This is a genomic window from Bacillus proteolyticus (assembly GCF_001884065.1).
Taxonomy (GTDB): Bacteria; Bacillota; Bacilli; order Bacillales; family Bacillaceae_G; genus Bacillus_A; species Bacillus_A proteolyticus.
Genome location: NZ_MACH01000116.1, coordinates 85,983 through 106,221 on the forward strand (window position 1 = coordinate 85,983; position 20,239 = coordinate 106,221).

Consider the following 20,239-nt stretch of genomic DNA (forward strand, 5'->3'; position numbering starts at 1 on the left):
CCTTCTTTTTGCTAAAAGGTAATTTTCTGTCCAGGCTCAAACTCTAAGTAGTGAGACGGATTCGTACTTAACACACGTACAATAGAATAACATTGATTATCCTCCTCAGAGACCATTAATTCCACGCCGTTTACATTCACAACTTTTTGACTTTCACATTGTGAATAATCAGCCGGATATACAAGTTGCTCTGGCATAATTGTATATAAAATCATTGTAGCATTGTCCCTTCTGCACTATTATCCTTGCGTTCGTCAATTAATTCGTTTAATTTTCTAAGTGCGCTACCAATACCACCGACATCATCTATAAGACCATACTTCACCGCATCTCCACCTATTACATTAGTCCCAATATCTCGCGTCAAATTCCCTTTTGCAAACATAAGCTCTTTAAAACGATCTTCCGTTACTTTCGAATGCTTTGTCACAAATCGAATGACTCTTTCTTGCATTTTATCCAAATACTCAAATGTTTGCGGCACACCTATAACAAGACCTGTTAAACGAATCGGATGAATTGTCATCGTCGCTGTTTCGGCAATAAATGAATAATCAGTTGAGACCGCAATCGGTACACCAATTGAATGCCCTCCTCCTAAAACAAGAGAGACAGTTGGTTTTGAAAGCGAAGCCACCATTTCAGAAATTGCTAATCCAGCTTCAACGTCACCTCCAACTGTATTTAATATTAAAAGTAAGCCTTCAATTTTCGGATTTTGTTCGATCGCGACAATTTGCGGAATGATGTGCTCATATTTTGTTGTTTTATTTTGTGGTGGCAACTGAATGTGGCCTTCCACCTGTCCAACAATTGTTAAACAATGAATACGCGATTCATTCATTTGCGGGACATTCGTCTGTCCAAGTTGTTGAATTTTCTCCACTATAGAAGCTTCTTTCGGAATTTCTTTCGGCTCAGCTTCTTTTTCTTCATTTATATAACGGTCACGTTCTGTCATATCGCATCCCCTTTCGCTCGTATATAACTATTATTTCTTAAGTTATAAATTTCATGCGATAGGGTTAAAAAAGAAAAAGATCACCTGTAAAGGTGATCTTCTTTATACTTCCATAATAATCGGTAAAATCATTGGCTTTCTCTTCGTTTCTTCGTACAAGAACTGCCCTAATAATTCACGAATATTTTGTTTTAACATAGACCATTCAATTGAATACTCTTTAATAGATTGTTCAACAATCATACGTACAATATCTGTAGATCGTTCGATCAACGCTTCTGATTCACGTACATATACGAAACCGCGTGAAATAATTTCTGGACCAGAGATTATTTTCTTTTCATCTTTACCAAGTGTCACAACAACAACTAAAATTCCATCTTGAGATAACATCTTTCTATCTCGAAGAACAATATTACCAACGTCGCCAACACCTAATCCATCAATTAAAACATTGCCCGCTTGCACTTTACCAACTAAGTTTGCTTCTTCATCGCCAAAAGCAATTACATCGCCTTTTTCTACAATAAAGATATTTTCTCTCGCAATACCTACATCTTCCGCTAAATATGCATGTGCTTTTTGCATACGGAACTCACCATGTACGGGTACAAAATACTTCGGCTTCATTAAATTTAACATTAGTTTTAATTCTTCTTGGCTACCGTGACCTGAAACGTGTACTTTTCTTTCACCATAATAAACAACCTCGGCTCCAGCTCTAAATAACAAGTCAATAATTTTTGATACAGATATTTCATTTCCTGGAATTGGTGAAGCTGCAATAATAACCGTATCACCTTTACGAATTGAAATTTGTTTATGAGCTTGCTTCGCCATTCTAGAAAGGGCTGCCATCGGTTCACCTTGACTACCTGTCGTTAAAATAGCTACCTTTTTCTCTGGGAAATTATCTACTTCTTGTAATGAAATAACCATACCTTCTGGAACATCTAAATAACCAAGACGTCTTGCAATGTCTACTACTTTCACCATACTACGTCCTACTACCGCTACTTTTCTTCCTGTTTCGGCAGCCGCGTCAAATACTTGTTGAATACGATGTACATTCGATGCAAATGAAGCAACGATAATACGACCTTCTGCACCGTAGAACACTTTAGAAATTTCTACACCAACTTCTTTTTCCGAACCTGTGTAGCCTGGACGCTCAGCGTTTGTACTATCAGATAATAAGCAAAGTACGCCTTCATTCCCGATTTGCGCCATTTTCCCAAGATCTGCTCCATTATTTCCAATTGGAGTTTGATCAAATTTAAAGTCCCCTGTATACACTACAGCACCTTTTGATGTATGGAAACAAACACCAACAGAATCCGGAATACTATGTGTCGTTCCAAAGAATGACACCGTTGTAGTATTAAAATCTACTGTTGAATTTGAATCGATTGTTTTTAAGTCTACACGGCCTAACATGCCCGCTTCGCCAAGTTTTTCTTGTATAAGTCCTACTGTTAATTTCGTTGCATATACTGGAATAGATAATTTACGAAGTACATAAACAATTCCACCAATATGATCTTCATGACCGTGAGTAATAAATAAACCTTTTACTCGCTCTTGATTTTCCACTAAGTATGTAATATCAGGAATAACGATATCAATTCCAAACATTTCATCTCCTGGGAACATTAATCCTGCATCTACAATAAAGATTTCAGAATCAATTTCAACACAGTACATGTTTTTCCCGATTTCACCTACTCCACCAAGAGCAAATACTTTAACAGACTCATTCTCTTTTCTCTTCATGTTGTTGCCTGGTTTAAAAATCTTGCAAACACTGATTTCACTAAAATTGTAGAGACACCAGGGGAAACTCTACAACCACCATATATTCACCGTCCAAGACGAATGTCCTTACCGTTATGCGATATCATGTCCTTGTTTATTTTTTAAACCAGGTTTCACCTCTCTTTCATTATATAAATCAAATATCTTATTCGATATGATATGAAAATTTCATTGAATCATAATTTTTCCCAATTTTGCTAAGCATACCCGTACTAAGCTACTTAGCCATATTATACCTGATACAAGAAATAGAACACAAGTTAAATTATGCGAAAGACAAGAGAAGACACTAAAATGAGGTTATAATTTACGAGGGTGAAATTCATATCACCTTTCTTACTTTTCCTACTCCACAAGAGTTTAATGGAAAAATATTCATGCGATTTCTTTGCATGAATATAAGACTATATGCATTAACAATGTTCCATAATATATTAACTACGCAATCAATATATAACTAATTAAATGTTATTTCCTCTTCCCCTACATCCTATTAGCTCTAAGGAATGTTACTACAGTTAGTTAAAAAAATAAAAATGACCTAGTTTCAAACTAGGTCATTTTTTATTAACGAGGAATGGATTGCATTACAGATTGTAACGTTACTCTTTCTTCTTCTGTTAATGGAAGAAGTGGTAAACGTACAGAACCTACATCTAATCCAACCATTTGTAACGCTGTTTTTACTGGAGTTGGGCTTGGCGCCATAAATAATGAATCCGTTACTCTTACAAGTAATTGATGTAATTTTTGCGCCTTCTTAAATTCTCCTGCTTGGAACGCTGCAATCATTTCTTGCATTTCGTTTCCAATAACATGAGATGCTACCGAAACGATACCTTTCGCTCCAACTGCCATAGCCGGTAACGTTAAACCGTCATCACCGCTGTATACTGCAAAGTCGTCCGCTGTTTTTTCAATGATTTCTGTCATTGTTAACACATCGCCGCCTGCATCTTTAATCGCAACAATGTTTTCGATTTCTGATAAACGAACAACTGTATCAACGGAGATTTGTACAATAGATCGCCCTGGAACGTTATATAGCATAACCGGAAGTGGCGTGCTTTCAGCAATCGTTTTAAAGTGCTGATACATTCCTTCTTGACTCGGTTTGTTATAATACGGCGCCACTAGCATAACTGCATCAACACCAACTTCTGTTGCCTTTTTAGTTAAGTCAACAGAGGCATGTGTATTATTGCTACCTGTTCCAGCGATTACGGGCACCCTTTTATCGACAACAGATACGACATGGCGATATAACGCTACTTTTTCTTCTGATGTTAGTGTAGGAGATTCACCTGTCGTTCCTCCTACCACAATTGCTGTTGTACCGTTATCAATTAAATAATTTACCAATTTCGTTGTCTTTGCAAAATCGATATTCCCGTTTATATCAAACGGTGTTACCATCGCAGTTGCAATTGTCCCAAAATCTATCATGGTCTCACTCCTTATTGTTCCAGTTGCTTTTCTTTTGAAAGCTCAAACGCACTATGTAATGCATTTACAGCCTCCACTAAATCGGTTTCTTTTACAAGAACCCAAATTGTCGTATGACTATCTGCTGATTGCAGAATTTGAATACCTTTTTCAGCTAAAGCTGTAACGATTTTCGCAGTAACCCCTGGGTATCCTGCCATTCCAGCTCCTACAATAGATACTTTTGCACAATGCTCTGTCACAATTGGCTCATATCCAAGGTTCTTTAATAATTCAACTGCACGACTTGATACATTATCACTCACCGTATAAGCTACTCCAGTAGGTGAAATGTTAATTAAATCGACACTTATTCCTTCATTCGCCATTTCTTTAAACACATGCTGTTGCAAATCATATGCCGTTTCTTTTGCAAGCACTTTAATTTGCGTCACATTTGATACATGTGCAATACCTGTAACAGGACGTTCTTCGACATCACGGCCTTTTGTAGCACCATCAGATGCTGAAATAAGCGTACCTTCACTATCAGAATACGTAGAACGTACACGAAGAGGTACTTTTGCATGCATCGCAATTTCAACTGCACGTGGATGAACGACTTTTGCACCTTGATAAGCCATGTTACAAATTTCGTTATACGTTACAGTTTGAAGATGGCGTGCATCCTTTACAATACGAGGATCCGCAGTCATAACACCTTCTACATCTGTGAAGATATCAATATATTCAGCATGAAGCGCAACACCTAATGCTGAAGCTGAAGTATCGCTACCTCCGCGTCCAAGTGTTGTCGTATCACCTTTTTTCGTTTGCCCTTGGAATCCTGTAACGACGATTACATCTAAACTTTGTAACTCTTCATGTATACGATCGCAATTCATTTCAATAATCTTCGCATTCGTAAAATCATCATTTGTTACAAAACCAGCTTGTGCACCATTTAATGCCGCTGCTTTAATGCCGTTCTCATTCAACATATTAGAGAAAACAATTGCAGAGATTAACTCTCCACATGATAATAATAAATCTTGCTCACGATTAGAAATATTAGATTTCTCTTGATTTACAAGACTTAATAACGTATCCGTTGCATATGGTTCACCTTTACGGCCCATAGCAGATACGACAGTAACTACTTTATAACCAGCAGCTAACGATTTTTTTATATGATGAAGCGCATGCTTACGTCCATTTTCATCACGTACTGATGTGCCACCAAATTTTTGAACAATTATTTTCATATTTTGCACCTTCTCTTAGCCGTTTACACTAATTGTAATTTTACTAAGCGCTCTGCAATTTGAACAGAATTCCATGCAGCGCCTTTTAATAAGTTATCAGATACGACCCAAAGATGGAATCCTTTATCGTTATTTAAATCTTTACGGATTCTTCCAACGAATACTTCGTTTTTACCTACTGCAGTAGCTGGCATTGGATATAACTGCTCTTCTGGATTATCTTGCAGAACAATACCTTCCGCATTTGCAAGTAAGCTCTTTAATTCTTCTACTGTTACGCCTTCTTTTTCTACTTCGATGTAAACAGACTCAGAATGCCCTGATACAACTGGTAAACGTACACATGTTGCCGCTACTTCTAATTCAGGCATATGCATAATTTTTTTCGTTTCATTAATCATTTTCATTTCTTCAAACGTAAATCCATTATCTTGGAACTTATCAATCTGTGGAATCGCATTAAAAGCAATTTGGTAATGTTTTTTATCACCTGATACAGGTAAAACATTCGCCTTAACTTCTTCGCCATTTAAGATTGCTTGTGATTGTTCATGAAGTTCTTCAATCGCTGCCGCACCAGCACCTGATACAGCTTGATATGTGGAAACGATTACTCGTTTTAAACCATATTGCTGACGAACTGGCTCAAGAGCTACTACCATTTGAATTGTAGAACAGTTCGGATTTGCAATAATACCATTATGTTCTTTTAAGTCGTTTTCATTTACTTCAGGTACAACAAGTGGCACGTTTTCTGTCATACGGAATGCACTTGTATTATCAACAACAATCGCACCGCGCTTTGCTGCTTCTGGCGCTAATTGTTTCGATACAGATCCACCAGCACTAAATAGTGCGATATCTACTCCTTCAAAACTTTCAGGAGTTGCCTCTTGAACTGTAAATTCTTCGCCTTTAAATACAAGTTTCTTACCTGCAGATCGTTTAGATGAAAGTAACGTTAATTTCCCGATTGGAAATTCTCGTTTCTCTAAAGTATTTAACATTTGTTCACCAACTGCGCCGGTTGCTCCAACTACAGCGACATGAAAAGTTTTTTGCTTTTCCATCACTATGCCCCTTTCTAGATACCAATCCTTCTATAACTTAGAATTAGAAGGAGTATAGAATACCCCTTCTAATCTTAATAACGTTAATTTTATCATATTCTACAGTAAGAATGATGGTTTCATCAAAAATTGTACATTTTTTTTCGTTTTTTAATTCATATATCTGAATTTTTCTACAACAACTGGTTGCAATTGCTTCCCTTGCAGTGCTTCTAATACTGTATCTTCTAGTAACTCCATGCGAGCTACCATTGAGTTCGGTTTTTTCTCTGGTGCGTCTTGGCCGAATGGGACGAAGTAGATGTTTTTTGTGGCCATTAGACGCATGAGGTTTACCCCATTTAATCCCAAAGCATCATTCGTTGAAACAGCCAATACGACAGGTTTGCCATTTCTTAGCGTCGCTTTTGCTGCCATTAGTACCGGAGAGTCTGTCATTGCATTTGCAAATTTACTCATAGAATTTCCTGTTAGTGGTGCAATCACCATGCAATCTAGTGGGATTTTAGGTCCTAGTGGTTCTGCGCCAACGATTGAATTAATTGCCTTAAAACCTGTTATTTCTTCAATCTTTTTAATCCACTCTTCTCCTTCTCCAAATCTAGTATTTGTTGATTGAACAGTGTAAGAAACAACGGGACGTACTTCTGCTCCCTCAGCAATTAATTTTTCTAAATGAGGCATCACTTCCTCATACGTACAATGTGAACCTGTAAAACCAAATCCTATTCTTTTCCCTTTTAAATTCATTCCCCATTCTCCTTTCTTGCTATTGCACCTTCTGCTAGTAACTGAGAAAGAACGTTCGCTAAAATTTGTCCGGCTGTTTTCGGAGCAACAATACCCGGCAAACCAGGTGCTAACAACGCCTTGACCCCTCTTTTTTCCGCATATCTAAAGTCGGTACCGCCTGGTTTAGAAGCTAAATCAATTACTAACGTATGAGCTGGCATTTTTGAAATAACATTCGCTGTCACAACGAGATGCGGAATTGTGTTAATCACAATATCGATATTACCTACTTCTTTTTCTATGTCTTGCATATGAAAAGGAGAAAACATCATTTCTGTAATACGAGCAATATGTTCCGATCGTCTCGCTCCTACTTTGACATGTGCTCCTAATGATTGAAAGGCTCTCGCTACACTCATACCAGTTCTACCAAACCCTAAAACCATTACATTTGATCCATGGATTGTATAATCAGTATGTTGAATAACCATCATTAGTGTACCTTCTACAGTCGGAATAGAGTTATAAATTGCAACATCATCACGATCAAATAATTTTACAAGTTTTCGATTCGTAGTAGATACAAGATTCTCCAAATAAGGTGTTCCGATACCTGAATATATAGTAAAGTGTTCTGGTGTCTTTTCAATTTGCTCTTGCGTTATAGAAACTTTTTCATTTGAAAAAATAGTATCTACTTCTCCTTTGGCATTCGTCCCTGCAACTGGCAAAATAATGGCATCTAAAGCAGTGAAATTTAAATCTTGTATACTTTCTTTTGCTGCCCCAGTGAAGCCATGATCTAGCTGTTCAAACCCTATTAATGAAAGTTTCGCATCTAGTTCAACTAACTTGCGAATTACTTCTAGCTGCCGTGCATCTCCTCCTATGACAGCGATATGCATCTCAGTCAACATTCCCTAATTCACCTTCTTTTTCTTTCATTTATAAGAAAAATGCCTACTTTTTCTTTTTCCTCCACATCATATGTAATGTACGAGTTTGAGGTGATTGAAAAACAAAAAGCACACATGTTTTATCTGCTCTATATAAAAATAAGAAAAAAGACAACCAAAACGGTCATCTTTCATTCTGACTTTGTATGATTTGTAAAATCGCAAATTATCATATCATGTCCCACTTTCTTAATTTGGTTCCATTCCACCCTCACTTCTTGCTGTTCTCTTTTAAAGCCTCCCCATTTCCCAAGCGGTATAATAAGAGCTTGTATTCGTCCGTCTCGCTCATTAATTTCTACATCTGCGTGACCTAAAACTCCCATTTTTTCCGCTCTTTCTAAATCCACAATCTCTTTACCACTTAATTCACTTAAGCGCATGAAATCTCCCCCTTATCTTTTTATAAAAGCCTCCTATAATAAGTACCTATTCTGCATATATAAAAAAAATAACCGTACCCCATATAAATGAGATACGATTATTCTCGAAAAGGAATGAATCATAAAACCAACTAAAGTTTCATTCCTTTTGGTAGTTTTCCATCCGGACTAATAAGTGCCGCAGAGAATTCATCTGTAAACATATTACGAATTAACTCGTCTACATTTTGTTTTGTTACAGTATTTACACTTTCAATTATTTCATCAAGAGAACGATGTTTACGAAGAAGTAATTCGTTTTTACCGTTACGGCTCATACGACTATTCGTACTTTCTAAACTTAACATTAAGTTTCCTTTTAATTGTTCTTTACTATTAACAAGCTCTTTTTCTGTAATACCTGTATTTTTCAACGTATTTAACGTCTCTTGCATTGTTTCATACAGTGTATCTAATTGTTGGCTACCTGTTCCACCGTAAAGCGTTAACATCCCTGTATCTTCATAAGAAGAGTGATAAGAGAATACTGAGTATGCCAATCCACGTTGCTCACGTACTTCTTGGAATAAACGGCTACTCATACTACCGCCTAAAACATTATTTAATACAATTAAGTTATAAATATCTTCGTGTCCCATTTGCAAGCCTTTATATCCTAAACATAAATGAGCTTGTTCTGTTTCCTTCTTACGTGCTACTTTATTGAAATGGAAAATTGGGCTATGTACTTGTTCACGATTTGTTGTGCCTTCGTAATTACCGAAATATTGCTCTACAATTTGTAAAAATGATTCATCAATATTTCCTGCAATTGATACAACTACATTTTCAGGTGTGTAATGATCTTTTATATATTGACGTAACGTATCACCTGTAAATGTTTCAAGTGTTTCTTCTGTTCCTAAAATAGGATATCCAAGCGGATGCGTTTCATATGTTGCTTTCGTTAACATATCATGCACAATATCATCTGGCGCATCTTCGTACATTTTTATTTCTTCACATACAACATTCTTCTCTTTTTTCAGTTCTTCCTCATCAAATGTTGAATTAAAGAACATGTCTGCTAAAACATCTAACGCGTATTTAGCATGCTCATCTAACACCTTTGCATAGTAACATGTATATTCTTTTGAAGTAAAAGCATTTACTTGTCCGCCAATGCTATCAAATGATTCTGCAATTTCTCGCGCGCTACGTGTTTCTGTCCCTTTAAAGAACATATGCTCTAAAAAGTGCGAAACTCCATTGTTTTTTTCATTTTCATTTCTTGAACCTGCATGGATCCATATACCAATCGCAACCGATCTCACAGTTGGTATATTCTCCATAACAATTCTTACACCATTTTTACACGTATATTTTTTAATCAAAAACTTTCCTCCTACTGCCAGTTTCTCTAAATAAATGCTATTATTTAATGATAACAAGTTTAAGGATGAATGTCATGCAAATGTATTTAATCTACACGTTTTTCATCCAATAATTCTGTTATATTCCCTACTTTATATCCTTGTTCCTTCAATTTTGTAATCATTGTATCTAATGCTTCTGCTGTAGATGAAGTAGGATGCATTAATACGATAGCACCTGGATGTATTTTTCGCATTACTCTCTGCAATAGTACGTCTGGCTCTGGTCGTTTCCAATCGATCGTATCTACTGTCCACATAATCGTCCCCATTTGAAAATCATCTGCTATTTTCACTACTTCATCTCGAAAACTGCCACTTGGCGGAGCAAACCATTTCACTTTTTGATTCGTAGCAGCTTCTATCATTCGATTTGTTTTTTGTAACTGATCTCGTATTTCACCAGACGATAGCGTTTTCATATTAGGGTGTGTGTAAGAGTGATTTCCGACTTCTTGATTTGCATCAACAATCATTTTTGCAAATCGTAAATTTTCTTTGACCCAACGTCCTTCTAAAAAGAAAGTCGCCTTCACATCATGTTTTTTCAATATCTCTAATATACGAGGTAAATACTCATTTCCCCATGCCACATTTATTGTTAATCCCACCATCTTTTTGTTTGGATGTCCCCTATAAATTGGGGCTGGTGATAAATCTTCTAGGTGGACACTTGGTGATACTTCCTTGAATTCAAGATATTCCTGATCAAATTCCTTTCGCTTCTTCATATTATTATAAGATGCTCCAATATCCACTTGTCTTCCATTATATCCAGGTGTTGCCTTCCATATTTTATCAATTATCGCATTTTGAGGCGCAATCTCATATTGTTTTGCATGTTGTTGAATTTCTTCATACAAATTATCCTGTGCAAAAACGGAATAAGAGCCTAAACTGACATATAAAGAAAATATACATATGTATGCCCATATACGAGCTTTCATATAAACCCTCCCATTAACTATATAAAAAACATTTTTCTTCTTATCTTTGTTAATTTGAGCGTTATAATGAAAACTATACCTATACTGACATAAAAATATATGTAAATCATATTTTTACATAACAAAAAAAGCCAGTTTAACTGGCTTTTACTTATTGCTGCTCTTGCTTGTTTTCTTCTTTAGCAGCTTCTTTTTCTTGCTCTTCTTTTAGCAATACTTTTCTAGATAGATTTACGCGACCTTGCTTGTCAATCTCGATAACTTTAACTGTAATTACATCACCGATTTTCACAACGTCTTCTACTTTACCTACACGTTCAAGTGCAAGTTCAGAAATGTGAACTAATCCATCTTTCCCACTGAATAATTCAACGAAAGCACCGAATTTCTCAACACGTTTTACTTTTCCTTCGTAGATTTCATCTACTTGTACTTCGCGAACGATATCTTCGATAATTTTCTTAGCTTTGTCATTCATTTCTTGATTTATTGATGAAATAAATACCGTACCATCTTGCTCGATATCAATTTTAACACCAGTTTCTTCAATAATTTTATTAATTTGTTTACCGCTTGGTCCAATAACGTCACGGATTTTATCTGGGTTAATTGTCATTGTAATAATCTTTGGAGCGTAAGCTGATAATTCAGTACGTGGCTCTGCAATAACAGATAACATATGATTTAGAATGTGCACACGACCAATTTTCGCTTGTTGTAATGCCTCTTCTAAAATTTCACGAGATAGACCATCGATTTTAATGTCCATTTGCAGTGCAGTTACACCTTTTGCTGTACCGGCTACTTTAAAGTCCATATCACCTAAATGATCTTCCATACCTTGAATATCAGATAAAATTGTGTAATGCTCACCAGATTTAACTAGACCCATTGCAATACCTGCAACTGGAGCTTTAAGTGGAACACCAGCATCCATCATCGCTAAAGTACTACCACAAATACTTGCTTGTGAAGTAGAACCGTTTGACTCTAAAACTTCAGATACAAGACGTACTGTATATGGGAAATCTTTTTCAGATGGAATTACAGGCTCAAGAGCACGTTCTCCTAATGCACCGTGACCAATTTCACGACGACCTGGTCCACGCATCGGTCTTGTTTCACCAACACTAAATGATGGGAAATTATAATGATGCATGAAGCGTTTTGACTCTTCTACACCAAGACCATCTAAAATTTGCACATCGCCTAATGCGCCTAATGTACAAATACTTAACGCTTGTGTTTGTCCACGTGTGAATAAACCAGAACCGTGTGTACGCGATAAAATACCAACCTCTGATGCTAAAGGACGAATTTCGTCACCTTTACGACCATCTGGGCGGATTTTTTCAACTGTAATAAGACGACGTACTTCTTCTTTTACAATTTTATATAAAATTTCACTTACTTGTCCTAATGTATCAGCGTCAACTTCCTGAACTTCGTAATGCTCAATTACACGCTTTTTCACTTCATTAATTGCATCTTCACGTGCATGTTTTTCGTGCACTTGAATTGCAGAATGCATATCCTTCTCAGCCATTTCACGTACAGCTTGATTAAGATCAGCATCTACTTCATAAAGTTTCACTGCTGTTTTCTCTTTACCAACAGCTTGTACAATCTCTTCTTGGAATGCAATTAGACGTTTAATTTCGTCATGACCAAACATAATTGCCTCTAACATTGTTTCTTCAGGCACTTGATCTGCTCCTGCTTCAACCATGTTAATTGCATCTTTCGTACCAGCTACAACAAGGTGAATATCACTTTGTTCTTGCTGTTCTACTGTTGGATTAATAACGAACTCGCCATTAATACGACCTACTGTCGCACCTGCGATTGGACCTTCAAATGGAATATCTGAAATAGATAATGCTAATGAAGAACCAAGCATAGCTGCCATCTCAGAAGAACAGTCTTGATCAACACTCATTACGATGCTGACAACTTGTACTTCATTACGGAAACCATCTGCGAAAAGCGGACGGATTGGGCGGTCAATTAAACGACTTGCTAAAATTGCTTTTTCACTTGGACGGCCTTCACGCTTAATAAAACCGCCTGGGATTTTTCCAACTGCATATAAACGCTCTTCATAGTTTACTGTAAGTGGGAAGAAATCTACATTTTTTGGCTCTTTTGATGCAGTTGCTGTAGATAGAACTGCTGTGTCGCCATATCTTACTAATACTGCTCCGTTCGCTTGTTTTGCAAGCTGACTTGTTTCAATTGTTAGCTGACGACCAGCTAAATCTATCGAGAAGACTTGCTTTTCCTGACTCATTTAAGTACCCCTCTCAATTTAAAATATTCAATTCTTCTATGTAAATGGATAGTATATCACAATATTCTTTCCTCTAGTATTGCCGAAAATTTAATAAGCTATAAAGAGTAGAAGATATATTTTTACCTAACAAAAAAGCGGGAATATTCCCGCTTCTCTGACTATCGACGTAAGCCAAGCTTTGTGATTAATTCACGGTAACGTGTGATATCGCTATTACGAAGGTAAGTAAGTAAGTTACGACGTTTACCAACCATCTTTAATAGACCACGACGTGAATGATGATCCTTCTTGTGAGTACGTAAGTGCTCGTTTAGAGTGTTAATTTGCTCCGTTAGGACAGCAATTTGAACCTCTGGAGAACCAGTATCAGTCTCATGAGTTCTAAATTGTGCAATGATTTCATTTTTACGCTCTTGTGTTAAAGCCATCCTATTTCACCTCCTAATAATTAAACCCCCAATTACCTAGCAAGCGTCGGTGAGTCGCAATGCCAAGCAATGGTTGTCATAAAGTACATAACATAGAATACTACTTTTCATTTGAAAAAGCAAGTATATTCTTTGCGCTTGAAAAATATTCTTGGGCGATTTTCTTATCTTTCGCGATTTGTGCAACTAACTCATCAATACCATTAAACTTTTTTTCTTCTCTTATACGTATATGCCACTCCACCGTGACACTTTGATCGTATATATCTTTATTAAATTCAAATAGATGTACTTCAATAGATAATTGGCGCTCATTCTCTTTAAAAGTTGGTTTATATCCAATATTACATACGCCATCGTGCCATTCATCGTGAACTTTCAATCTCACTGCATATACACCTATTGGCGGAAGTAGATATTCATCACTTAAACCTACATTTGCAGTTGGAAAGCCAATTTGGCGTCCACGCTTGTCGCCGTGCACAACTGTTCCTTCTACCGTATAAGCTCTCCCTAAAATAGATGGAATCTGCTCCATTTCTCCATTTCGAATTAACTTTCGTAATGAAGTAGAACTTACTTTTTCTTCTTGATATTCAACTTTTTCGATCACGGTCTGTGTAAACTCCCCTCTTGCATGAAATGGTAAAGTCTCCATCTTCCCTTTTCCTAAACGTCCATATGAATAATCAAAGCCTGCTACTACATGCTTTACGTTTAAATCAATAATATAATCATCTACAAATTGTTGTGGTAATAATCCTGCAAATGATTCATCAAATTTAATAACATATAATATATCGATTCCTAAACTTTCGACTATTTTTTCTTTATCACGCATTGGTGTAATATACTCCACATGCGCTTCCTTTTTTCCTAAAACAACAGATGGATGAGGATAAAATGTCATAACTGCACTTTTATATCCCCGTTCATCCGCTATTTGCTTCGCAGTTCGAATCACACATTGATGTCCTAAATGAATGCCATCAAAAAATCCTAATGCCATTACAGTAGGTGGTAATTCTAATTTATTTTGTTCATGTGGATGAGTTAAATGAATAAGTTTCACGCTTGAATTCACCTTTTTCTGTAATAATCCTTCCGATAATTCATTATAGCTTTAGTTCTTGATTATTCACAAGTACTTTCATTGGCTTTAGCATACCAGGGTGTTTTGGATGATGCTCATAAATCGCCAAGCAACAATCATTTTTATCAAATACTGTAATAAATGGTGCTGTTATTTCTAATTCATTCTTTAAGAACATACCATTTTTTATTTTTTCTGCTTGCTTTTCATCTACAACCATTTTTGGAAACTTACTTAACGCTTCGTCGATTGAAATGAAGATAGACTCTACTGTTCCATTTTGCACGTTTTCTTCAATTTCTTCAAATGATATGCAATCTTCTAGTAAAAATTCACCAGATGCTGTTCTTACAAGATGGGACATGTGTGATGGAAAACCAAGTTTTTCACCAATCATTACCGCTAGCGTTCTTACATATGTTCCTTTACTACACGTTACACGGAAACGGAATGAAATGTTTTCCCCTTCAAAAACTTCACGTTCATCAAGTAATACAAATTCGTGAATTGTAATTGTACGAACTGGACGTTCAACCTCTTGACCTGCTCTAGCATATTCGTATAGTTTTTTCCCGTTTACTTTTACAGCTGAAAACATCGGTGGCATTTGTTCAATTGTTCCTGTTAACTTTGCAAGAACATTTTCTACTTCTTTTCGTGTAATAACACGATCCACATTTTTCGTTTCTACAACTTCACCCGAAGCATCTTCAGTCGTCGTAGAAAATCCTAATGTTACTTCACCTTCATACGTTTTCGTCTCACTTGTTAAAAATTGTGCAATTTTCGTTGCTTTACCAACACAAATCGGTAATACACCCGTTACATCTGGATCTAATGTTCCCGTATGACCAATTCGTTTCTCACGTAAAATCTTTCTTAATTTAAATACACAATCATGTGATGTCATGCCTTTTGGCTTATGTAATAATACTACGCCTTCCATATATGTTCACCTCATCATAATTCTTTCATAATAAATATCCAAAACTTATTTTGCATTGAAAAAATGGATAGACATATGTCTATCCATTATTCTTCACGTTTACCTTCTTTATTAATTTCATGTAAAAGTGTATCAATTCGATGACCATATCCGATAGACTCATCAAATTCAAAGGAAATTTCCGGTGTTTTACGAAGACGAATACGTTGGCCAATTTCTGAACGAATGAAGCCTTTTGCCTTCGCTAAACCTTTTAATGTACTTTCTTTCTGTTCTTCATCACCTAAAACAGAAATATATACTGTAGCAATTTGTAAATCTCCACTCACTTGTACATCTGTTACTGTAACAAATCCGACACGTGGATCTTTAATTTTACGACTGATTATGTCGCCTAATTCTTTTTTCATTTGCTCGCCTACACGGTTTGCACGTAATTTCATAACTCTTCACCTCATTCAGTACCATTCCAATTGTGTTATCGTACGTTCAATTTCAGGAAATGAATCGATGTACTCAAGTACACGATTCATTTCTTTTTCACAGATAACACGATTTGAGGATACGGAAACAATTGCAATTTCTGTACGTTGCCATACATCTTGATGCCCTACTTCTGAAACAGCTACGTTATAACGCTGCTTCACACGAGTTAGCACCCTTTGTAAAATTGCTCGTTTCTCTTTTAAAGAATGCACATCGTAAATCATACACTCGAATGAGAGTGAAGCGATAATCATCGCTTCACTTCTTCCATAATGTACGCTTCAATGATGTCCCCTTCTTTAAGATCATTATATCTCTCAATTGTAATACCACACTCATAGTTTTGTGCAACTTCTTTTACGTCGTCTTTGAAACGTTTTAACGTATCAAGTTGTCCTTCGAAGACTACTACGCCATCACGGATAATACGAACGCCACTATCACGTGTAATTTTACCGTCGATTACGTAACAACCTGCGATTGTTCCAACTTTTGTTACTTTGAACGTTTGACGTACTTCCGCTTGACCGATTACTTTTTCTTCGAATTCTGGATCCAGCATACCTTGCATTGCTGATTCGATTTCTTCGATTACTTTATAGATAATACGGTGTAAACGAACATCAACGTTCTCTAATTCAGCTGTACGCTTCGCATTCACATCAGGGCGTACGTTAAATCCAATTATAATTGCATTAGATGCAGAAGCTAAAATAACATCAGATTCTGTAATCGCACCTACGCCTGTATGGATAATTTTCACTTTTACGCCTTCAACATCAATTTTACGAAGTGATGCTGCCATTGCTTCTACAGAACCTTGTACGTCTGCTTTCACAATTAAGTTAATTTCTTTTACATCGCCCTCTTGGATTTGTTGGAATAAATCTTCAAGGCTTAATTTAGATTTCTCACCACGTTGAGCAAGTAACGCTTCTTGTGCACGTGATTCACCGATTTGACGAGCTTTTTTCTCATCAGCGAATGCCATGAAACGATCTCCCGCTTGTGGTACTTCATTTAAACCTGTAATTTCAACAGGAGTTGATGGACCAGCAACTTTTACACGACGACCAATATCACTTACCATCGCACGAACACGACCGAATGATGTTCCAACAACAATTGGATCTCCAACTCGAAGTGTACCGTTTTGAACAAGTAATGTCGCGATAGTTCCTTTACCTTTATCAAGCTGCGCTTCAATTACAGTACCAGTTGCATAGCGATTTGGATTTGCTTTATATTCTTCTACTTCACTCACAAGAAGAATCATTTCTAGCAAGTTGTCAATTCCCTCGCCTTGAATTGCAGAAATTGGTACGAAAATTGTGTCTCCGCCCCAAGCTTCTGGAACTAATTCATATTCTGTTAATTCTTGCATTACACGATCAGGATTTGCCGCTGGTTTATCCATTTTATTCACTGCAACAATAATTGGTACTCCAGCTGCTTTCGCATGGCTAATTGCTTCAACTGTTTGTGGCATAACACCGTCATCAGCTGCAACAACAAGAATTGTAATATCCGTTACTTGCGCACCACGAGCACGCATCGTTGTAAATGCTGCGTGACCAGGCGTATCTAAGAATGTAATTTTTTTATCATTTACATCAACTTGGTATGCACCGATATGCTGAGTAATTCCACCAGCTTCGCCAGCAGTTACTTTTGAATTACGGATAGAGTCAAGCAATGTTGTTTTACCATGGTCAACGTGTCCCATAATTGTAACAACAGCTGGACGCTCTTTTAAGTTTTCTTCATCATCTTGCTCATCGATGAATGTTTCAAATTCAGTTTCACTTACAACTACTTCTTCTTCTACTTCAATACCGTAATCAGTAGCAATTAACTCAATTGTATCTTTATCTAAATCTTGGTTAATTGTTGCCATAATTCCTATCATGAAGAGCTTTTTAATAATTTCAGATGGCTCTTTGCTTAACTTTTTAGCAAGTTCACCTACTGTAAGGCTTCCAGAGAAAGTAATTTTATCTGGTGTTTCTACTATTTGTGTTTGTTGTCTTCCAGCAAAGTTTTCTTGACGTTTGTCTTCATTTCCTTTGCCTTTTTTCTTCTTCTTATTGCTGTTCTTTTTACTGCGAACAACTTTCTCTTCTACTTCAAACTCATCTGCAACAGAAGGTTTTTCTGCCCCAGTGTTATATTGATTATCTAATTTGTTTACTACTTCGTCTTCTAACATTGTCATATGATTCGAAACCTCGATATTCATCTCTTTTAGTTTTGTCATAAGATCTTTACTTGAGATATTATTTTTTTTTGCATATTCATGTACTCGGATTTTACTCATACCTTCACCCCCGGTAATTTGTATCGAGCATGCTACGTAGCTTTTTCGCAAAGCCTTCATCTAATACAGCTACAACGACTCGCTCGTCTCTCCCAATCGCATGCCCTAATTGTTGTCGGTTTTCGACTTTTCTCATTGGTATGTTGTAGTACGTGGTTTTATCAATGATACGTTTTGTAGTGTTCGCTGACGCATCTTCAGAAAGCAATACAAGCTTTGCTTTGCCACTTCGTACTTCTTTTAAAACGAGTTCTTCACCCGAAATAATTTTTCGAGCGCGGTTTGCTAGTCCTAAAAACGATTTCCAATCGGACACTTACTTCGACTCCTTCTCAACAAGCTCAAGAAGCTCTTCGTACAGAGAACTGTCGATTTTCGCTTTTAGATGATGTTCCAAAATATTTTTCTTTTGGGCTTGAATAATGCATTCTTTATCTTTTGACAAATATGCACCTCGTCCTGATTTTTTTCCTGATAAATCAATAGACACTTCGCCCTCTTTGGAACGAACAATGCGAACGAGCTCTCGTTTTGATTTCATCTCTTGCGTCGCAATACATTTTCGTAACGGAACTTTTCGATTGCTCATGCTCATCACCTCTATTCGATTTCGTCTTCAACTGAATCGAATCCGAATGCGATTACGCTATCTTCTTCTGTTACAATACCAAGTTGTTTCGCATCAGACTCACTTTTAATATCAATTTTCCAGCCTGTTAATTTAGCTGCAAGACGTGCATTTTGTCCACGCTTACCAATTGCTAATGAAAGCTGGTGGTCTGGAACAACAACAGTTGTTGCTTTTTCTTCTTCATCTACAAGTACTTTAACAACTTGTGATGGACTTAAAGCATTTGCAACATATTCAACTGGATCATTTGACCAGCGAACGATGTCAATTTTTTCACCTTTTAGTTCATCTACAATGCGTTGTACACGTTGTCCTTTCGGTCCTACACAAGAACCTACTGGATCAACATCGATATTCTCTGCATACACAGAAATTTTCGAACGATCGCCTGCTTCACGCGCTACAGAGCGAATTTCTACAGTTCCATCATAAATTTCTGGAACTTCCATTTCGAATAAACGTTTTAAAAGACCAGGATGTGTACGTGATACGTAAATTTGTGGTCCTTTCGTTGTTTTTTCTACTTTTGTAATAAATACGCGAATACGATCATGTGGTTTATATTGCTCATTTGGCATTTGCTCACTTACAGGTAATAAAGCTTCTACTTTCCCTAAGCTTACATAGATGAAACGAGCATCTTGGCGCTGTACAATACCAACCATAATGTCTTCTTCACGATCACTAAATTCTGAATAAATAACACCACGTTCCGCCTCACGAACTCGTTGTGTTACAACTTGTTTTGCAGTTTGTGCTGCAATACGACCAAAATCTTTTGGCGTTACTTCAATTTCTAGTACGTCGCCATCTTGGTAGTTTGGATTAATTTGTCTTGCCTCTTCTACAGAGATTTCAAGACGTGGATCAAACACATTATCAACAACGTCTTTACGTGCTAAAACTTGAATTGTTCCCACTTCTGGGTTAAAGCTCACACGAACGTTTTGTGCTTGGTTAAAATTGCGTTTATAAGCAGAGATTAATGCTGCTTCAATCGCATCAATAATAATATCTTTGCTAATACCTTTTTCTGACTCTAAAACGAGCAAAGCATCTAACAACTCAGTGCTCATGTA

Annotated in this window: 21 protein-coding genes; all 21 read right to left on the reverse strand. The window is 36.7% G+C overall.

The window, feature by feature from the left end:
• Nucleotides 1-11: 11 nt before the first annotated feature.
• The gene (locus tag BAQ49_RS19945; RefSeq protein WP_000605032.1) at nt 12-215 is read right to left on the reverse strand and encodes a YlzJ-like family protein; all 204 of its coding nucleotides are present in this window, start codon (nt 213-215) and stop codon (nt 12-14) included.
• Complete coding sequence (gene tepA / locus BAQ49_RS19950) at nt 212-961, reverse strand: translocation-enhancing protein TepA (protein ID WP_071746766.1); 750 nt, start codon at nt 959-961, stop codon at nt 212-214. The genes BAQ49_RS19945 and tepA overlap by 4 nt, the downstream gene beginning before the upstream one ends.
• 102 nt (nt 962-1,063) lie before the next feature.
• On the reverse strand, nt 1,064-2,734 hold the full coding sequence (locus BAQ49_RS19955; protein ID WP_071746767.1) for a ribonuclease J: 1,671 nt from the start codon (nt 2,732-2,734) through the stop codon (nt 1,064-1,066).
• Nucleotides 2,735-3,343: 609 nt separating this feature from the next.
• The gene (gene dapA, locus BAQ49_RS19960; RefSeq protein WP_071746768.1) at nt 3,344-4,222 is read right to left on the reverse strand and encodes a 4-hydroxy-tetrahydrodipicolinate synthase; all 879 of its coding nucleotides are present in this window, start codon (nt 4,220-4,222) and stop codon (nt 3,344-3,346) included.
• Between the two features lie 11 nt (nt 4,223-4,233).
• A complete protein-coding gene (gene dapG / locus BAQ49_RS19965) occupies nt 4,234-5,466 on the reverse strand; it encodes an aspartate kinase (RefSeq protein WP_071746769.1) in 1,233 nt (410 codons plus the stop codon).
• A gap of 23 nt (nt 5,467-5,489) precedes the next feature.
• Nucleotides 5,490-6,536 carry an aspartate-semialdehyde dehydrogenase gene (asd, locus tag BAQ49_RS19970; RefSeq protein ID WP_071746770.1) on the reverse strand — a complete coding sequence of 349 codons (1,047 nt, stop codon included), beginning with the start codon at nt 6,534-6,536 and terminating at the stop codon, nt 5,490-5,492.
• Between the two features lie 150 nt (nt 6,537-6,686).
• Nucleotides 6,687-7,286, reverse strand: coding sequence for a dipicolinate synthase subunit B (gene dpaB, locus BAQ49_RS19975; RefSeq protein ID WP_001049482.1), 600 nt, complete (start codon nt 7,284-7,286; stop codon nt 6,687-6,689).
• Nucleotides 7,283-8,185: a dipicolinic acid synthetase subunit A gene (gene dpaA, locus BAQ49_RS19980; RefSeq protein ID WP_071746771.1), complete on the reverse strand. Its 903-nt coding sequence runs from the start codon at nt 8,183-8,185 to the stop codon at nt 7,283-7,285. The genes dpaB and dpaA overlap by 4 nt, the downstream gene beginning before the upstream one ends.
• Nucleotides 8,186-8,355: 170 nt before the next feature.
• A complete protein-coding gene (locus tag BAQ49_RS19985) occupies nt 8,356-8,607 on the reverse strand; it encodes a YlmC/YmxH family sporulation protein (RefSeq protein WP_071746772.1) in 252 nt (83 codons plus the stop codon).
• Nucleotides 8,608-8,738: 131 nt separating this feature from the next.
• Nucleotides 8,739-9,980, reverse strand: a complete 1,242-nt coding sequence (locus BAQ49_RS19990; protein ID WP_071746773.1) for a M16 family metallopeptidase — start codon at nt 9,978-9,980, stop codon at nt 8,739-8,741.
• Nucleotides 9,981-10,066: 86 nt separating this feature from the next.
• On the reverse strand, nt 10,067-10,966 hold the full coding sequence (locus BAQ49_RS19995) for a polysaccharide deacetylase family protein (protein WP_071746774.1): 900 nt from the start codon (nt 10,964-10,966) through the stop codon (nt 10,067-10,069).
• Between the two features lie 151 nt (nt 10,967-11,117).
• Nucleotides 11,118-13,256 (reverse strand): polyribonucleotide nucleotidyltransferase, encoded by a 2,139-nt coding sequence (gene pnp, locus BAQ49_RS20000; RefSeq protein ID WP_071746775.1) that lies wholly within the window; start codon nt 13,254-13,256, stop codon nt 11,118-11,120.
• Between the two features lie 161 nt (nt 13,257-13,417).
• On the reverse strand, nt 13,418-13,687 hold the full coding sequence (gene rpsO / locus BAQ49_RS20005; RefSeq protein ID WP_001229392.1) for a 30S ribosomal protein S15: 270 nt from the start codon (nt 13,685-13,687) through the stop codon (nt 13,418-13,420).
• A gap of 100 nt (nt 13,688-13,787) precedes the next feature.
• A complete protein-coding gene (ribF, locus tag BAQ49_RS20010; protein WP_071746776.1) occupies nt 13,788-14,759 on the reverse strand; it encodes a bifunctional riboflavin kinase/FAD synthetase in 972 nt (323 codons plus the stop codon).
• A 43-nt stretch (nt 14,760-14,802) separates the two neighbouring features.
• Nucleotides 14,803-15,726, reverse strand: a complete 924-nt coding sequence (truB, locus tag BAQ49_RS20015) for a tRNA pseudouridine(55) synthase TruB (protein ID WP_071746777.1) — start codon at nt 15,724-15,726, stop codon at nt 14,803-14,805.
• An 86-nt stretch (nt 15,727-15,812) separates the two neighbouring features.
• Nucleotides 15,813-16,169 (reverse strand): 30S ribosome-binding factor RbfA, encoded by a 357-nt coding sequence (rbfA, locus tag BAQ49_RS20020; protein ID WP_000776443.1) that lies wholly within the window; start codon nt 16,167-16,169, stop codon nt 15,813-15,815.
• Between the two features lie 15 nt (nt 16,170-16,184).
• Nucleotides 16,185-16,466, reverse strand: a complete 282-nt coding sequence (locus BAQ49_RS20025; RefSeq protein WP_000582364.1) for a DUF503 domain-containing protein — start codon at nt 16,464-16,466, stop codon at nt 16,185-16,187.
• Entirely contained in the window at nt 16,463-18,529 is a 2,067-nt protein-coding gene (gene infB, locus BAQ49_RS20030) for a translation initiation factor IF-2 (protein ID WP_071746778.1), read from the reverse strand. The genes BAQ49_RS20025 and infB overlap by 4 nt, the downstream gene beginning before the upstream one ends.
• 4 nt (nt 18,530-18,533) lie before the next feature.
• Complete coding sequence (locus BAQ49_RS20035; RefSeq protein WP_001286519.1) at nt 18,534-18,845, reverse strand: YlxQ family RNA-binding protein; 312 nt, start codon at nt 18,843-18,845, stop codon at nt 18,534-18,536.
• Entirely contained in the window at nt 18,846-19,118 is a 273-nt protein-coding gene (rnpM, locus tag BAQ49_RS20040; protein WP_000071123.1) for an RNase P modulator RnpM, read from the reverse strand.
• Nucleotides 19,119-19,129: 11 nt separating this feature from the next.
• A complete protein-coding gene (gene nusA / locus BAQ49_RS20045) occupies nt 19,130-20,236 on the reverse strand; it encodes a transcription termination factor NusA (RefSeq protein ID WP_000102601.1) in 1,107 nt (368 codons plus the stop codon).
• Nucleotides 20,237-20,239 lie beyond the last annotated feature (3 nt).

Excerpts from the sequence above, each read along its gene's own strand:
- dpaB (WP_001049482.1), bottom strand. The coding sequence starts at position 7,286 with ATGAATTTAAAAGGGAAAAGAATAGGATTTGGTTTTACAGGTTCACAT.
- BAQ49_RS20025 (WP_000582364.1), bottom strand. The coding sequence starts at position 16,466 with ATGATTATCGCTTCACTCTCATTCGAGTGTATGATTTACGATGTGCAT.
- asd (WP_071746770.1), bottom strand. The coding sequence starts at position 6,536 with ATGGAAAAGCAAAAAACTTTTCATGTCGCTGTAGTTGGAGCAACCGGC.
- infB (WP_071746778.1), bottom strand. The coding sequence starts at position 18,529 with ATGAGTAAAATCCGAGTACATGAATATGCAAAAAAAAATAATATCTCA.
- pnp (WP_071746775.1), bottom strand. The coding sequence starts at position 13,256 with ATGAGTCAGGAAAAGCAAGTCTTCTCGATAGATTTAGCTGGTCGTCAG.
- tepA (WP_071746766.1), bottom strand. The coding sequence starts at position 961 with ATGACAGAACGTGACCGTTATATAAATGAAGAAAAAGAAGCTGAGCCG.
- rnpM (WP_000071123.1), bottom strand. The coding sequence starts at position 19,118 with ATGAGCAATCGAAAAGTTCCGTTACGAAAATGTATTGCGACGCAAGAG.
- BAQ49_RS19955 (WP_071746767.1), bottom strand. The coding sequence starts at position 2,734 with ATGAAGAGAAAAGAGAATGAGTCTGTTAAAGTATTTGCTCTTGGTGGA.
- rbfA (WP_000776443.1), bottom strand. The coding sequence starts at position 16,169 with ATGAAATTACGTGCAAACCGTGTAGGCGAGCAAATGAAAAAAGAATTA.
- rpsO (WP_001229392.1), bottom strand. The coding sequence starts at position 13,687 with ATGGCTTTAACACAAGAGCGTAAAAATGAAATCATTGCACAATTTAGA.
- BAQ49_RS19995 (WP_071746774.1), bottom strand. The coding sequence starts at position 10,966 with ATGAAAGCTCGTATATGGGCATACATATGTATATTTTCTTTATATGTC.
- BAQ49_RS19945 (WP_000605032.1), bottom strand. The coding sequence starts at position 215 with ATGATTTTATATACAATTATGCCAGAGCAACTTGTATATCCGGCTGAT.
- dapA (WP_071746768.1), bottom strand. The coding sequence starts at position 4,222 with ATGATAGATTTTGGGACAATTGCAACTGCGATGGTAACACCGTTTGAT.
- dapG (WP_071746769.1), bottom strand. The coding sequence starts at position 5,466 with ATGAAAATAATTGTTCAAAAATTTGGTGGCACATCAGTACGTGATGAA.
- dpaA (WP_071746771.1), bottom strand. The coding sequence starts at position 8,185 with ATGTTGACTGAGATGCATATCGCTGTCATAGGAGGAGATGCACGGCAG.
- truB (WP_071746777.1), bottom strand. The coding sequence starts at position 15,726 with ATGGAAGGCGTAGTATTATTACATAAGCCAAAAGGCATGACATCACAT.
- BAQ49_RS19985 (WP_071746772.1), bottom strand. The coding sequence starts at position 8,607 with ATGCGCTTAAGTGAATTAAGTGGTAAAGAGATTGTGGATTTAGAAAGA.
- nusA (WP_000102601.1), bottom strand. The coding sequence starts at position 20,236 with ATGAGCACTGAGTTGTTAGATGCTTTGCTCGTTTTAGAGTCAGAAAAA.